Source organism: Kitasatospora sp. NPDC094019 (genome assembly GCF_044764505.1).
Lineage (GTDB): Bacteria > Actinomycetota > Actinomycetes > Streptomycetales > Streptomycetaceae > Kitasatospora.
Genome location: NZ_JBIWIF010000006.1, coordinates 1 through 13,837 on the forward strand (window position 1 = coordinate 1; position 13,837 = coordinate 13,837).

Here is a 13,837-nt window from a genome sequence, read left to right on the forward strand (position 1 = left end):
CCGCCGCGAACGGAGCGATCTTCGCCTCGGCCAGCGAACGCACCGCCTCACGGAGCATCACATGCTCCTCGGAGATCCGGAAAAGATCGAAGTCCGCCGCGCCCGCGTCGCCCGCCATGATGCCTGCCTCTTCGAAGAGTCGCGCCGACCGTGCAGCCGGTCGGTTACCGTCGGGTAGTGATCCTAGGGCGGCAACCTGTGACTGCCTAGGTTCTCCGGGTCAGTCGACGTCCGTGCCGAGGGTGTCGCCGGCCTTGTGCTCCTGGAAGTACTGGTCCGTCCGGTCGTTGCGGATCGCCTCCCACAACTGCGCCGCTGGACGGTCCGCCAGCAGCACCACGCTCTGGTCCCCCCGGGTGGCGAACCCGCCGAACGGCGCGTTCATGAAGCGGACGTCGTCGGCGCGCAGCGAGCGCAGGCCCCAGGCGAGTTGGAACAGGTCGGTGTTGGACAGCCGGTCGTCCACGCTGACCACCTCGCCGACCGTGCCCAGCAGTCCGCCCAGCCGGGAGGGGCTGGTGAGCGTGCCGGAGTCCATCACCTTGAGCATCAGCGCGCGCAGGAAGTTCTGCTGGCGCTTGGTCCGGTCGAGGTCCCCGCCGGGCAGCCCGTAGCGCTCGCGGACGTAGAGCAACGCCGTGGCGCCGTCCATGTGGTGGGTGCCGGCCTCCCAGGCGCGGGCCTCGCCGACACCCTCGATGGTGCGCGGAACGGTGATGTCCACCCCGCCGACGGCGTCGGTGAGGGCCCGGAAGCCGTTCCAGTCGATCACGGCGAGGTGGTCGATCCTGATGCCGGTGAGGTTCTGCACGGTCTCGGTCATCAGCGCCGGACCGCCCCAGGAGTAGGCGGCGTTCAGCTTGGCCTCGCCGTGCCCCGGGACCGGCACCCAGGTGTCCCGGGGCAGCGAGACCAGGGTGGCCGAGCTCCGGTCGTCGGAGAGGTGGAGCAGCATCATGGTGTCGCTGCGGGCCGCCCCGACCTGCCAGGCCGGGGCCTTGGCCGCGCTGCCGGTGGTGGGGGTGTCGGAACGGGCGTCCAGGCCGACCAGCAACAGGTTGAGGCCGCTGCCCGGGACGGGCTTCGGCTGGGCCGACTCCGGCGCGGTCGGGAAGGCGTCCGGGATCCGGTGCACGGAGGAGGCGTAGTGCTCGGCGGTCCACCAGAGGGCGCCGCAGCCGCCGACGACGAGGGCGAGCAGGGCGGTGAGGGTCCAGAGCAGTACCCGGCGAGTGCGGCGTCGGCGGGACGGCGGCTCGCGGTCGGGCGGCTCGCGGTCCGGTGCCCCCTCCGGTGGGCCGTCCTCCGAGCCGTCCTCCGCCCCGCTCCCCGCCCCGTCCACAGGGCCCGCCGCGGCGCCGGACTCACCGGGGCCCGGATCGAAGAGGCTCAGGCCGGACGGCACCGGCCGCTGCGCGGGCTCGCCAGACTGCTCGTCCTCCGGCTTCATGTGCGTATTGTGCCGCCGTCCCCGGTCCGCGCGGAGAGATTTCGGGACAACGGCCGGAACCGGGACGGTCTGGGCGCTTTCGTCGCGGCCGGATAGCATCGGTGGGCGCGGCCCGGTGGGACGCGTCCGCCCTCACCCGTCGCCCGCCCCAAGGGGAAACCGTGACCCTCCGCATCTCCGTGATCGGTACCGGCTATCTCGGCGCCACCCACGCCGCCGCCATGGCGGAGTTCGGCTTCGAGGTGCTGGGTCTGGACATCGACCCGGAGAAGATCGCCACCCTCACCGCCGGCCAGGTCCCGATGTACGAACCGGGGCTGTCCGAGCTGTTGCTCAAGCACGTGGCGGGACACGAGGGTTCGACCGGCCGGTTGCGCTTCACCACTTCCGCGCGGGAGGCCGCCGAATTCGGCGACGTGCACTTCGTCTGCGTCAACACTCCGCAGCGCAAGGGCGAGTTCGCGGCCGACATGTCGTACGTGGACGCCGCGATCGACTCGCTCGCGCCGCATCTGACCCGCCCGGTGCTGGTGGTCGGCAAGTCCACGGTTCCGGTCGGCTCGGCGGGCCGGCTGGCCGAACGGCTGGCCGCGCTGGCCCCGATCGGCGAGGGCGCCGAGCTCGCCTGGAACCCGGAGTTCCTGCGCGAGGGCTTCGCCGTCCAGGACACCCTGCGCCCGGACCGGATCGTGATCGGCGCCCGCGACGGGCGGGCCGAGGAACTGCTGCGCGAGGTGTACGCCGAGCCGATCGCCGCCGGGGTGCCGTTCCTGGTCACCGACTACGCGACCGCCGAGCTGGTGAAGACCGCCGCCAACTCCTTCCTGGCCACCAAGATCTCCTTCATCAACGCGATGGCCGAGGTCTGCGAGGCGGCCGGCGCGGACGTCACCCAGCTGAGCGCGGCGCTCGCGCTGGACGACCGGATCGGCGGCAAGTTCCTCAACTCCGGGCTGGGCTTCGGCGGCGGCTGCCTGCCCAAGGACATCCGGGCGTTCATGGCGCGGGCCGGTGAACTGGGCGCCGACCAGGCGCTGACCTTCCTCCGCGAGGTCGACTCGATCAACATGCGGCGCCGCTCCCGGATGGTCGAGCTGGCGCGCGAGCAGTGCACCGGCGGCTTCCTGGGCCGGCGGATCGCCGTCCTCGGTGCCGCGTTCAAGCCCAACTCGGACGACATCCGCGACTCGCCCGCCCTCAACGTGGCCGCCCAGATCCAGCTCCAGGGCGCGCAGGTCACCGTCTACGACCCCAAGGCGATGGACAACGCCCGCAAGATGTTCCCCGGACTGGCCTACGCCGACTCGGCGTTGGAGGCCGCCGAGGGCGCGCACGTCGTGCTGCACCTCACCGAGTGGCAGGAGTTCCGCGCGCTCGACCCGGCCGAGCTGGGGGCGGTCGTGGCCGAGCGCCGCCTGCTCGACGGCCGCAACGTCCTCGACGCCGACGCCTGGCGCGCGGCCGGCTGGACCTACCGCGCCCTCGGCCGCCCGAGCTGAGTACCCGCCCGGGCCGACGGGAGCACTCCGGCGGCCGGGAATCCCCGGCCGCCGGCCTTCGTTGCCCCGGGCATGACGAACTACGGCGACGAAGCGACGGTCCGTTCCATCCTCACCGGCCAGGGCGACACCTGGGCGGTGGTCGGCCTGTCCACCAACACCGCCCGGGCCGCGTACGGCGTGGCCCGGGTGCTGCAGGAGCACGGCAAGCGGATCGTGCCCGTGCACCCGAAGGCCGAGACGGTCCTCGGCGAGCAGGGGTACGCCTCCCTCGCGGACATCCCGTTCGAGGTCGACGTGGTGGACGTGTTCGTGAACAGCGCACTGGCCGGGGAGGTCGCGGACCAGGCGGTGGCCGTGGGAGCGAAGGCGGTCTGGTTCCAGCTCGGTGTGGTGGACGAGGCGGCCCACGCCCGCACCACCGCCGCCGGGCTGGAGATGGTGATGGACAAGTGCCCCGCGATCGAGTTCCCCCGGCTGGGCTGAGCCGGGCGGGTCCGGCGGGGCGGCCGGAGCGCCCCGCCGGACCCGGGAGGGTCAGCCGTCCAGGCCGGTGAGGGTGGCCAGGGACGGGGTCCGGCCCCCGGCGCGCAGCCGGGCGGCGGCGGTCTCGGCGTCACGCAGAACGCGGACGGCGTTGTGCCAGGTCAGCTTGGCGAGGTCGGCCTCCGACCAGCCGCGGCGCAGCAGTTCGGCGATCAGGTTGGGGTAGCCGGCGACGTCGTCGAGGCCGTCCGGGAGGAAGGCGGTGCCGTCGTAGTCGCCGCCGATGCCGATGTGGTCGACGCCGGCGACCTCACGCATGTGGTCGAGGTGGTCGGCGACGGTCGCGACGGTGGCGGCCGGGCGAGGGTTCGCCTCCTCGTAGGCGCGCTGGCAGGCCATCGCGGCGGGGGTGGTGTCGAGGTGGTCGAAGCCGTGGGCGCGCATGTTCTCGTCGGCGGCGGCGGTCCACTCGATCGCGGCGGGCAGGATGAACTTGGGCACGAAGGTGGCCATCGCGACGCCGCCGTTGCCGGCGAGGAGGGCGAGCACGTCGTCCGGGACGTTGCGCGGGTGGCCGCAGACCGCGCGGGACGAGGAGTGCGAGAAGACCACCGGGGCCTCGCTGACCCGCAGGGCGTCGCGCATGGTGTCGGCGGAGACGTGCGAGAGGTCGACCAGCATGCCGAGCCGGTTCATCTCGCGCACGACCTCCTCGCCGAAGGCGGTGAGGCCGCCGGCGGCGGGCTTGTCGGTGGCGGAGTCGGCCCACGGCGTGTTGTCGTTGTGGGTGAGCGTCATGTACCGGACGCCGAGCGTGTACAGCGCGCGCAGGGTGGCGAGCGAGCAGTCGATCGAGTGACCGCCCTCGGCGCCGATCAGGGAGGCGATCCGGCCCTCGGCGCGGGCGGCCTCCAGGTCGTCGGCGGTGAGCGCGAGCCGCAGCCGGTCGGGGAAGCGGTCGACCAGGGCGTGGACGAAGTCGATCTGTTCGAGGGTGGCGCTGACGGCGTGGTCCCCGGCGAGCCGGCTGGGCACGTAGACGGACCAGAACTGCGCGCCGACCCCGCCCGCGGTGAGGCGGACGAGGTCGGTGTGCAGCCGGGCGCTCTGGTCGGCGGCCAGGTCGAGCGCGTCGAGGTCGTAGCCGACCTGCTCGCGCATCGCCCACGGGAGGTCGTTGTGACCGTCCACCACGGGGGCGGTACGGAGGACGGCCCGGGCGCGCTCCAGCAGGGCGGCGGGGGTGGAATCCAGCAGCTCAGAGGTCATACGAGCTGTTGTATCCGACCGGACTGCTTTTATGACTGCTTTCCGAAGCCGAAGGCGGCGGAACCCGCCACCTTGGCCCTGAGCTTCTTGCCCTTCTCGGTGGCCTGGTTGTTCAGCTCGGCCTGGAACTCGGTCATCCGCTCGGTGAGCTCCGGGTCGAAGGCGGCCAGCATCCGCACCGCGAGCAGGCCCGCGTTGCGCGCGCCCGCCACCGAGACGGTGGCCACCGGGACGCCGGCCGGCATCTGCACGATCGACAGCAGGCTGTCCATGCCGTCCAGGTAGCGCAGTGGCACCGGCACGCCGATCACCGGCAGCGGGGTGACCGAGGCGAGCATGCCCGGCAGGTGGGCGGCGCCGCCGGCGCCCGCGACGATCGCCTTCAGGCCGCGCCTGTGGGCGCTCTCGCCGTACGCGACCATCTCGCGCGGCATCCGGTGCGCGGAGACGACGTCGACCTCGTAGGGGATCTCGAACTCGTCGAGCGCCTGGGCGGCGGCCTCCATCACGGGCCAGTCGGAGTCCGAGCCCATGACGATGCCGACGAGCGGGGAGGTGGGGTGGGCCGTCATTCGGTGATCGTTCCTCGCAGGTAGGCGGCCGCGTGGCGGGCGCGCTCACGGACGTCGTCGAGGTCGTCCCCGAAGACGTTGACGTGGCCGACCTTGCGGCCGGGCTTCACGTCCTTGCCGTACATGTGGATGCGCAGGCCCGGGTCGCGGGCCATGCAGTGCAGGAAGGCGTGGTACATGTCCGGGTAGTCGCCGCCGAGGACGTTGACCATCACGGTCCACTTCGCGCGCGGCCTGGGGTCGCCGAGCGGCAGGTCGAGCACGGCCCGCAGGTGGTTCTCGAACTGCGAGGTGACCGCGCCGTCCTGGGTCCAGTGCCCGGAGTTGTGCGGGCGCATGGCCAGCTCGTTGACCAGGATCCGGCCGTCCCGGGTCTGGAACAGCTCGACCGCGAGGTGGCCGGTGATGTCGAGCTCGCCGGCGATCCGCAGCGCCAGCTGCTGGGCCTCGTCGGACAGCGCGGGGTCGAGGTCCGGCGCGGGGGCGGTGACCTCGGCGCAGACGCCGTTCTCCTGGACGCTCTCCACCACCGGGTAGGCGACCGCCTGGCCGCTGGGCGAGCGCACCACGTTGGCGGCCAGCTCGCGGACGAAGTCGACCTTCTCCTCGGCGAGCACCGGGACGCCCGCCAGGAACGGGGCCGCGGCCGCGGCCTCGTCGCCGACCACCCAGACGCCCTTCCCGTCGTAGCCGCCGCGGACGGTCTTCAGGACCACCGGGTACCCGGCGCCCTCGTTCGCGAACGCGGTCACGTCGGCCGGGTCGGCGACGATCCGGTGCCGGGGGCAGGGGACGCCGATGGAGTCGAGCCTGGCCCGCATCACGCCCTTGTCCTGGGCGTTGACCAGCGCGTCCGGGCCGGGCCGGACGGCGATGCCGTCGGCCTGGAGCGCCCGCAGGTGCTCGGTCGGCACGTGCTCGTGGTCGAAGGTGATCACGTCGCAGCCGGCCGCGAAGCGGCGCAGGGTGTCGAGGTCGCGGTAGTCGCCGAGGACGACGTCGGAGACGACCTGCGCGGCCGAGTCCTGGGGAGTGTCGGCGAGGAGCTTGAACCGGACTCCGAGCGGGATGCCCGCCTGGTGTGCCATGCGGGCCAGCTGCCCGCCGCCGATCATGCCCACCACTGGAAAATTCGCGTTGCCCGGGGAAGTCACCCCGCCAGGATATCCGGGCCGGTCGGAGGCCGTGGAACCGCTCCCGCCGCTACCGCGTCCCTACTCCCGGGTTCGGTACGGCCGCCCCGGGGGGCTGAGCCGATCGGCGGAACCGGGTAGCCTGGACGGCCAGGTCCTGATACGCGCGGTCCGATCATGTGCGTGCACGCAGGGCTCAAGGGAATCGTGGCGCACCCGCCCCGGGACCCTTTCGTCCGCACGCACATGGAGGCAGCCCGGTATGGCGACGACCACGGTGTCGAACCCCTCGCTGGCGCACAAGCTGCGCGGCATCTCCGGCGAGGCGGTGAAGTTCGGCATCGTCGGCCTCAGCGGCGTCGTGGTCAACTTCGCCGTCTTCTGGGTCTGCATCAACGGTCTGCACCTCGCGTCCCTGCGGTCCAACATCGCCGCGACGCTGGTCGCGATCGCCACCAACTACCTGGGCTACCGCTACTGGCTGTACCGGGACCGGGACGCCGCCTCGCGCAAGCGCGAGATCACGTTGTTCCTGCTGTTCAGCGGTGCCGGCATGCTGATCGAGACCGGGGTGCTCGCCTTCTCGGTGTACTCGCTCGGGCTCGACTCGCACTTCGAGCAGCTGGCCGCGAAGGTCGGCGGTCTCGCCCTGGGCACGGTGTTCCGCTTCGTCTCGTACCGGACGTGGGTGTTCAAGGCCGTCCCGGAGCCGGTGGCCGGGGTGCCCGCACCGGAGCCGACCGGCGCCGCGGCCGTGGTCGCCCAGGCCGAGCTGGTGCTCGCCACCGAGCAGATCCGGCTCGCCAAGGCCGAGTAGACCGGCCCTCCCGCCTTGCCGCCCCCGCCGCGGCAGGAGGAGAGTGGTGACCGGGGGCGAGCACGGCCGGCGAACGATCGAGGCCCCGGGGGACGCAGGAGGCTCGCCATGACCTTCGTCCAGATCATCGAATGCCGCACCGACCGCCTCGACGAGCTCAACGGCCTGATGGACCGCTGGGCCGAGACGACCGAGGGCCGGCGGACCGCCGACCACGCGATGGTCGCCACCGACCGCTCCGACCCCCGGCACGTGGTGGAGATCGTCGAGTTCGCCTCGTACGAGGACGCGATGCGCAACTCGAACCTGCCGGAGACGGACCGGATCTACCGCGAGATGGTGGCGCTCTGCGACGCGCCGCCCACCTTCACCGACCTGGACGTGGTCCGCGACGAGCGGCTCTGACCGCACCGGTCCGGACGGTCCGGCCTACACCTCGCGCCGGCTGCGGCCGAGGAACAGCGCGAACACCGCCGGCCGCAGCGAGAGCAGCTCCAGCCGGCCGCCGTCCGCCTCCGCGAGGTCACGGGCGACGGCCAGCCCGATGCCGGTCGAGTTGCGGCCGCTGACCGCGCGCTCGAACACCCGGTTGCCCAGCTCGGGCGGGACCCCGGGGCCCTCGTCCTGCACCTCGACCACCACCGACGTCCCGGACGGCCGGACCCGCAGGGTGACCGTCCCGGCGCCGTGCATCAGCGAGTTCTCGATCAGGGTGGCCAGCACCTGGGCGACCGTGCCGGGGGTGCCGACGGCGGTGACCCCGCGCAGGCCCTCCACCTGGAGCACCCGCCCGGTGCCGCGCAGCGACGGCCCCCACTCCTCGACCTGCTGCTTGACCACGTCGTCGACGTCGAAGGCGACGGCGGTGGGGCTGCGCGGGTCGCGCTGGGTGGTCAGCAGCCGCTGGACGACGTCGGTGAGCCGCTCGACCTGCTGGAGGGCGATGACGGCCTCCTCCTTGACCGTCTCCGGGTCCTCGGCCAGCGCGGTGATCTCCTCCAGCCGCATGGAGAGCGCGGTGAGCGGGGTGCGCAGCTGGTGCGAGGCGTCGGCGGCGAGCCGGCGTTCGGCGGTGAGCATCCGGGCGATCCGCTCGGCGCTGACGTCGAGCACCTCGGCGACCCGGTCGAGTTCGGGCACGCCGTAGCGGCGGTCGCGCGGGCGCGGGTCGCCGGAGCCGAGCCGCTCGGCGGTCTCGGCGAGGTCGGTGAGCGGCTGGGCGAGCCGTTTGGCCTGCCAGACGGCGAGGGCGACGGCGGCCTGCACGGCGAGCAGCGCGACCACGCCGAGCAGCAGCAGCATGTTGGCGATCTCGTGGTCGACGGCCTCGCGGGACTGCTCGACGGTGACGGTCTCGCCGCTGGCGCCGTGTTCGACCGCCTTCAGCACATGGTCGCCGTCGGGCCGCTGCCCGCTGGAGACGACCGCCCGGCCGGGGATGTCCACCTCGACGTACTGGCCCTCGGAGACCTGGTTGGCGAACTTGTCGCCGGTGACCGGCTCGTTGGCGGCGAGCCGGGTCTCGACCAGGGAGAGCACCCGGACGGCGGCGGCGTCCACCCGGTCCTGGGCCGAACTGACGATGGTGCGCTTCTCCACCACCGCCAGCGGGACGCAGAACACCACGACCACCACCAGGACCACGCCCAGCAGCGAGTTGATCATTCGGCGTTTCACGCTGCCGCTCCCGGTGGTGGTGGGCGCCCCCGGTCGGGGCGTCCGCTCGGGCTAATTCTTCTCGAAGCGGAAGCCGACCCCGCGCACGGTGGCGATGTAGCGGGGGTTGGCGGCATCGTCGCCGAGCTTCTTGCGCAGCCAGGAGATGTGCATGTCCAGGGTCTTGGTGGAGGTCCACCAGGTGGTGTCCCAGACCTGCCGCATGATCTCCTCGCGGGTGACCACCCGGCCGGCGTCCCGGACCAGCACCCGGAGCAGCTCGAACTCCTTGGCGGAGAGGGTGAGCTCCTCCTCGCCGAGCCAGGCCCGGTGCGACTCGATGTCGATCTTGACGCCGTGCGCGCCGGTGGTCAGCTGGTCGACGTTGCCGCGCCGGAGCAGGGCCCGGACCCGGGCGAGCAGTTCGGCGAGCCGGAACGGCTTGGTGACGTAGTCGTCGGCACCGGCGTCCAGGCCGACCACCGTGTCGACCTCGTCGGCGCGGGCGGTGAGCACCAGGACGGGGCAGCTGCGGCCGTCCGCGCGCAGCCGGCGGCACACCTCCAGGCCGTCCATCTCGGGCAGGCCGAGGTCGAGCACGACGAGGTCGACCTCCTCGCCGAGCCCGGCGGCCAGCGCGGAGGGGCCGTCCTCACGGACGAGCACCTCGTATCCCTCGCGGCGCAGCGCCCGGGCGAGCGGTTCGGAGATCGCGGGGTCGTCCTCGGCGAGCAGCACACAGGTCATGGGCTGATGGTAGTCCGCCGGGGTGCGGCCGTTGCCGTCGTGAGGTAGTTCACAGTGCGTGATCGTTATACGGGGGGTGTTCGGCCCCCAACCGACACGCCCGGACCGCGCGTTCGGCGAAGATCCTGCTCCCCAAGCTTGTAACTGAAGGAATAATCGCGGCTCTACCATGGATAACGCGGACTGATCTCGCGCGGACTTTGCCATTTCCCTACCTGATGCACGGCTTTTGTCAGCTGATGCCGCCAAATATCGCCACGTACAGTGGTTTGGTCCACGTCCGCCTCCACCCCCCTTGGCGGACGCTGTCAGGCAAGGAACCACTACACATGGCGTCTACGACCCTGGAGCCCGGCGTTCAGTCGGCCTCTCCCAGCGGCAAGACCTTCCTCGGGCACCCCCGGGGCCTCGCCACCCTCTTCATGAGCGAGATGTGGGAGCGCTTCAGCTACTACGGCATGCGTGCCCTGCTGGTGCTCTACATGACCGCCTCCGTCACCGACGGTGGCCTCGGCATGAAGCTCGCCGTCGCGAGCGCCGTCTACAGCGTCTACACGGCGATGGTCTACCTGCTGGCCCTCCCGGGCGGCTGGATCGCCGACCGCTTCCTCGGCGCCCGGAAGACCGTCGCCCTCGGCGGCACGATCATCATGATCGGGCACTTCCTGCTGGCCCTGCCGGTCGGCGTGTCGTTCTTCGGCGGCCTCGCCCTGATCGCGATCGGCTCGGGCCTGCTCAAGGCCAACATCTCGACGATGGTCGGCCACCTCTACGACGGGCCCAACGACCCGCGCCGGGACGGCGGCTTCACCATCTTCTACATGGGCATCAACCTCGGTGCCTTCGCCGCCCCGCTGGTCATCGGCACCATCGGCCAGAAGGTCGACTGGCACCTGGGCTTCGCCCTGGCCGGCGTCGGCATGGCCCTGGGCCTCGCCCAGTTCCTGCTCGGCACCCGCCACCTCAGCGCCAAGAGCGACGTGGTGACCTCGCCGATCTCGGCCGCCGAGAAGAGCGCGATCTTCAAGAAGGCCGGCCTCTGGCTCGCCGCCGCCGTCGTCTTCTACGCGGTCGTCGCGCTGACCGGCCACTTCACCATCAACTGGGCGATCTGGCCGCTCTCCATCGCGGGCCTCGCGATCCCGGTCTTCGTCTTCGCCAAGGTGAAGCGCGACAAGGACCTCGACGAGACCGAGCAGTCCCGGATGAGCGGCTACATCTGGTTCTTCGTCGCCGCCGCCGTGTTCTGGATGATCTACGACCAGTCCGGCTCGACGCTGAACATCTTCGCGCAGGACAACACCTCGTCCACGCTGTTCGGCTTCGACTTCCCGTCCAGCTGGTTCCAGTCGCTCAACCCGCTGTACATCATGGCCCTGGCCCCGGTCTTCGCCTGGATCTGGGTGGCGCTCTCGCGCCGCTCCAAGAACCCCAGCACCACCGCGAAGTTCTCCTTCGGCCTGCTGATGATCGGCGCCTCGTTCATCGTCATGATGCTGGCGATGGCCGCCGCCTCCGGCGGCACCAAGGTCACGCCGCTCTGGCTGGCCATGGTCTACCTGATCCAGACCGTCGGCGAGCTGACCCTCTCCCCGGTCGGCCTGTCCGTCACCACCAAGCTGGCGCCGACCAAGTACGCCAGCCAGATGATGGGCGTGTGGTTCCTCGCGGTCACCGCGGGTGACTGCGTCGCGGCCATCTTCCAGCTCGTCCTCGGTGACGAGGTGGTCGGCTCCACCTGGTACTTCGCGGTCCAGGGCGGCATGGCGATCCTCGCCGGCGCGGCGCTGTACATGTACCGCCGCAACGTCGTGCGGCTGATGGGCGACGTCCACTGACGTCGGCCCGACCGGCCCCGGGGCCGCCGCGGATTCCAGGAATCCGCGGCGGCCCCGGCCGTTCTCCCCGCCCCCGTCGTTCCCGCCCCCGTCGTTCCCTCCCCCCGGCCGGCCACCCCTCGACGACAGCCGGGCGGATGTGCCTATGGTGCCCGGCATGCCGACCGAATCGCTGCCCCGCCAGCTCGCCCGTACCCGGCGCCTGACCCTCGGCGCGCCCGCCGCCCCGACCGTCGGCGCCGACGGCCGCACCGTGCTCTTCCTGCGCAGCCCGGCCGGCGACGACCCGGTCGGCCGGCTCTGGGCGCTCGACACCGACACCGGTGAGGAGCGCCTGCTCGCCGACCCGGTCGCGCTCGGCGCCGCCGACGGCGAACCCACCGAGGCCGAACGGATCCGCCGCGAGCGCCTGCGCGTCCTCGGCGGCGGCATCACCGCGTACACGACCGACGCCGCCGGCCGGACCGCCGCCCTCGCCCTGGGCGGCGCCCTGTGGACCGTCGACACCGTCACCGGCGAGGCCCGCCGGATCCCCACCGCCACCGAGGTGCACGACCCCCGTCCCGACCCCTCCGGCCGCCGCGTCGCCTACGCCGGCGGCGGCGCCCTGCGGGTCGTCGGGATCGACGGCCGCGGCGACCGCGCGCTCGCCGAACCCGAGCACGAGGAGGTCCGCTACGGCCTGCCCGAACACGTCGCCGCCGAGTCCATGCACCGCCACCGCGCCCACTGGTGGTCCCCCGACGGCACCCGGCTGCTGGTGGCCCGGGTCGACGAGCGCCCGCTGCGCCTCCTCCACCACGCCGACCCCGCCGACCCGGCCCGGCCACCGCGCACGCACCGCTACCCGCTGGCCGGCACCGACAACGCCGACGTCGGCCTCTGGCTGCTCGACCTCGACGGCGGACGGGTCGAGGTCCACTGGGACCGGACCGGTTTCGAGTACCTGACCGCCGCCGGCTGGGACGCCCACGGGCCCTACGCCGCCGTGCAGAGCCGCGACCAGCGCACCGTGCTCACCCTCGCGATCGACCCCGCCGACGGCGCCACCCGCGTCCTCGCCGAACGCCACGACGAGCACTGGGTCGAACTGCTCCCCGGCCTGCCCGCCCGGACCGCCGCCGGCGCCCTCGTCGACGCCGCCGACCGGGGCGACACCCGCCACCTCACCGTCGACGGCGCCCCCGTCACCCCGCCCGGCCTCCAGCTGCGCGCCGTCCTCGGGACCGACGGCGAACAGGTACTGTTCACCGCCTCCGACGACCCCACCGAGACCCACCTCTGGTCGTGGGACCCGGCCGCGGGCGCCGTCCGGCTCAGCCACGAGCCCGGCACGCACACCGGCGTGCGGCGCGCCGGCACACTCGTCCACACCGCGCGCACGCCCGGCGCACCCACCGGCCGGACCACCGTCCACCGCCCGGACCGGCCCGCCGTGACCGTCCGCTCCCACACACCGGCACCCGTCCTCACCGCCCGCCCCGAACTGCTCCGGCTCGGCCCGCGCGAACTCCGCGCCGCCCTCTTCCTGCCCGCGGGCCACCGCCCCGGCGACGGCCCGCTGCCCGTCCTGCTCGACCCCTACGGCGGCCCCGCCATGGCCAAGGTCTCCGCCGCGCCGCACTGGTGGGACCTGACCTCGCAGTGGTTCGCCGACCAGGGCTTCGCCGTCCTGGTCGTCGACGGCCGGGGCACCCCCGGGCGCGGCCCGCGCTGGGAGAAGAGCGTCCACGCGGACATCGCCGACCCCGCCCTCGACGACCAGGTCGACGCCCTGCGCGCCACCGCGGCCCTGCGCCCCGGACTGCTCGACCTCGACCGGGTCGGCGTCCGCGGTTGGTCCTTCGGCGGCTTCCTCGCCGCGCTCGCCGTCCTGCGCCGCCCCGACGTGTTCCACGCCGCCGTCGCCGGGGCCGCCCCCACCGACCACCGGCTCTACGACACCCACTGGAAGGAACGCTTCCTCGGCCACCCGGACGAGCACCCCGAACGCTACGAGGCCGCCTCGCTGCTCCCCGACGCCCCCGGGCTGCGCCGCCCGCTGCTGCTGGTCCACGGCCTCGCCGACGACAACGTGCTGCCCGCCCACAGCCTGCGGCTCTCCGCCGCGCTGCTCGCCGCCGGCCGCCCGCACGAGTTCCTGCCGCTCCCCGGCGCCGGCCACTCGCCGGGCGACCCGGTGCTGGCGGAGCACCTGCTGCACCACCAGCTCGACTTCCTGCGGCGGTCGCTGGGGCTCGGCTGACGCACGGCGGCGGGGGGGGGGGGGGCCCCCCCCCCCCCCCCCCCCCCCCCCCCCCCCCCCCCCCCCCCGCCGGCCCCCCGCGGCCCCGCCCCCCCCCCCCCCCCCCCCCCCGCCCCCCCCCCTAC

At 73.0% G+C, this 13,837-nt stretch carries 11 protein-coding genes and 2 pseudogenes; 6 read left to right on the forward strand and 7 right to left on the reverse strand.

Going from position 1 to position 13,837, the window contains the following annotated elements; translation table 11 throughout:
- Both ACIQ9P_RS14760 and ACIQ9P_RS14765 read right to left on the reverse strand, forming a co-directional pair.
- Positions 1–118, reverse strand: a pseudogene (locus ACIQ9P_RS14760) (acyl-CoA dehydrogenase); the annotation flags it as partial.
- A gap of 102 nt (positions 119–220) precedes the next feature.
- Complete coding sequence (locus ACIQ9P_RS14765; RefSeq protein WP_402354986.1) at positions 221–1,450, reverse strand: LCP family protein; 1,230 nt, start codon at positions 1,448–1,450, stop codon at positions 221–223.
- A gap of 161 nt (positions 1,451–1,611) precedes the next feature.
- On the opposite strand from ACIQ9P_RS14765, the gene ACIQ9P_RS14770 reads away from it, so the two are divergent.
- Entirely contained in the window at positions 1,612–2,949 is a 1,338-nt protein-coding gene (locus ACIQ9P_RS14770) for a UDP-glucose dehydrogenase family protein (RefSeq protein WP_402354988.1), read from the forward strand.
- Between the two features lie 72 nt (positions 2,950–3,021).
- The gene (locus tag ACIQ9P_RS14775) at positions 3,022–3,435 is read left to right on the forward strand and encodes a CoA-binding protein (protein ID WP_402354990.1); all 414 of its coding nucleotides are present in this window, start codon (positions 3,022–3,024) and stop codon (positions 3,433–3,435) included.
- Between the two features lie 51 nt (positions 3,436–3,486).
- Here the strand turns inward: ACIQ9P_RS14775 and ACIQ9P_RS14780 are convergent, their stop codons facing one another.
- The 3 genes from ACIQ9P_RS14780 to ACIQ9P_RS14790 are packed head-to-tail and all read right to left on the reverse strand — an operon-like array spanning position 3,487 to position 6,391.
- Complete coding sequence (locus ACIQ9P_RS14780) at positions 3,487–4,704, reverse strand: dipeptidase (RefSeq protein ID WP_402354992.1); 1,218 nt, start codon at positions 4,702–4,704, stop codon at positions 3,487–3,489.
- Positions 4,705–4,733: 29 nt separating this feature from the next.
- A complete protein-coding gene (purE, locus tag ACIQ9P_RS14785; RefSeq protein WP_402354994.1) occupies positions 4,734–5,276 on the reverse strand; it encodes a 5-(carboxyamino)imidazole ribonucleotide mutase in 543 nt (180 codons plus the stop codon).
- Positions 5,273–6,391: a 5-(carboxyamino)imidazole ribonucleotide synthase gene (locus tag ACIQ9P_RS14790; RefSeq protein ID WP_402355809.1), complete on the reverse strand. Its 1,119-nt coding sequence runs from the start codon at positions 6,389–6,391 to the stop codon at positions 5,273–5,275. The genes purE and ACIQ9P_RS14790 overlap by 4 nt, the downstream gene beginning before the upstream one ends.
- Positions 6,392–6,671: 280 nt before the next feature.
- Between ACIQ9P_RS14790 and ACIQ9P_RS14795 the strand changes: the two genes are divergently transcribed.
- A complete protein-coding gene (locus tag ACIQ9P_RS14795; RefSeq protein WP_402354996.1) occupies positions 6,672–7,226 on the forward strand; it encodes a GtrA family protein in 555 nt (184 codons plus the stop codon).
- 108 nt (positions 7,227–7,334) lie between these two features.
- Positions 7,335–7,628 (forward strand): annotated as a pseudogene (locus tag ACIQ9P_RS14800) (ester cyclase); the annotation flags it as partial.
- Between the two features lie 27 nt (positions 7,629–7,655).
- On the opposite strand, the gene ACIQ9P_RS14805 reads toward ACIQ9P_RS14800, so the two are convergent.
- Positions 7,656–8,903 (reverse strand): ATP-binding protein, encoded by a 1,248-nt coding sequence (locus tag ACIQ9P_RS14805; RefSeq protein ID WP_402354998.1) that lies wholly within the window; start codon positions 8,901–8,903, stop codon positions 7,656–7,658.
- Between the two features lie 51 nt (positions 8,904–8,954).
- Positions 8,955–9,629: a response regulator transcription factor gene (locus ACIQ9P_RS14810; RefSeq protein ID WP_030300686.1), complete on the reverse strand. Its 675-nt coding sequence runs from the start codon at positions 9,627–9,629 to the stop codon at positions 8,955–8,957.
- Between the two features lie 329 nt (positions 9,630–9,958).
- Here ACIQ9P_RS14810 and ACIQ9P_RS14815 point away from each other — a divergent pair, with 329 nt between their 5' ends.
- Positions 9,959–11,467, forward strand: a complete 1,509-nt coding sequence (locus ACIQ9P_RS14815; protein ID WP_402355001.1) for a peptide MFS transporter — start codon at positions 9,959–9,961, stop codon at positions 11,465–11,467.
- Positions 11,468–11,624: 157 nt separating this feature from the next.
- Positions 11,625–13,712: a prolyl oligopeptidase family serine peptidase gene (locus ACIQ9P_RS14820; RefSeq protein ID WP_402355003.1), complete on the forward strand. Its 2,088-nt coding sequence runs from the start codon at positions 11,625–11,627 to the stop codon at positions 13,710–13,712.
- Positions 13,713–13,837: the final 125 nt, after the last annotated feature.

What these genes read in the sequence shown, in the direction of transcription:
- ACIQ9P_RS14795 (WP_402354996.1), top strand. Translation starts at nt 6,672, where the DNA reads ATGGCGACGACCACGGTGTCGAACCCCTCGCTGGCGCACAAGCTGCGC.
- ACIQ9P_RS14820 (WP_402355003.1), top strand. Translation starts at nt 11,625, where the DNA reads ATGCCGACCGAATCGCTGCCCCGCCAGCTCGCCCGTACCCGGCGCCTG.
- ACIQ9P_RS14775 (WP_402354990.1), top strand. Translation starts at nt 3,022, where the DNA reads ATGACGAACTACGGCGACGAAGCGACGGTCCGTTCCATCCTCACCGGC.
- ACIQ9P_RS14810 (WP_030300686.1), bottom strand. Translation starts at nt 9,629, where the DNA reads ATGACCTGTGTGCTGCTCGCCGAGGACGACCCCGCGATCTCCGAACCG.
- ACIQ9P_RS14790 (WP_402355809.1), bottom strand. Translation starts at nt 6,391, where the DNA reads ATGATCGGCGGCGGGCAGCTGGCCCGCATGGCACACCAGGCGGGCATC.
- purE (WP_402354994.1), bottom strand. Translation starts at nt 5,276, where the DNA reads ATGACGGCCCACCCCACCTCCCCGCTCGTCGGCATCGTCATGGGCTCG.
- ACIQ9P_RS14780 (WP_402354992.1), bottom strand. Translation starts at nt 4,704, where the DNA reads ATGACCTCTGAGCTGCTGGATTCCACCCCCGCCGCCCTGCTGGAGCGC.
- ACIQ9P_RS14765 (WP_402354986.1), bottom strand. Translation starts at nt 1,450, where the DNA reads ATGAAGCCGGAGGACGAGCAGTCTGGCGAGCCCGCGCAGCGGCCGGTG.
- ACIQ9P_RS14815 (WP_402355001.1), top strand. Translation starts at nt 9,959, where the DNA reads ATGGCGTCTACGACCCTGGAGCCCGGCGTTCAGTCGGCCTCTCCCAGC.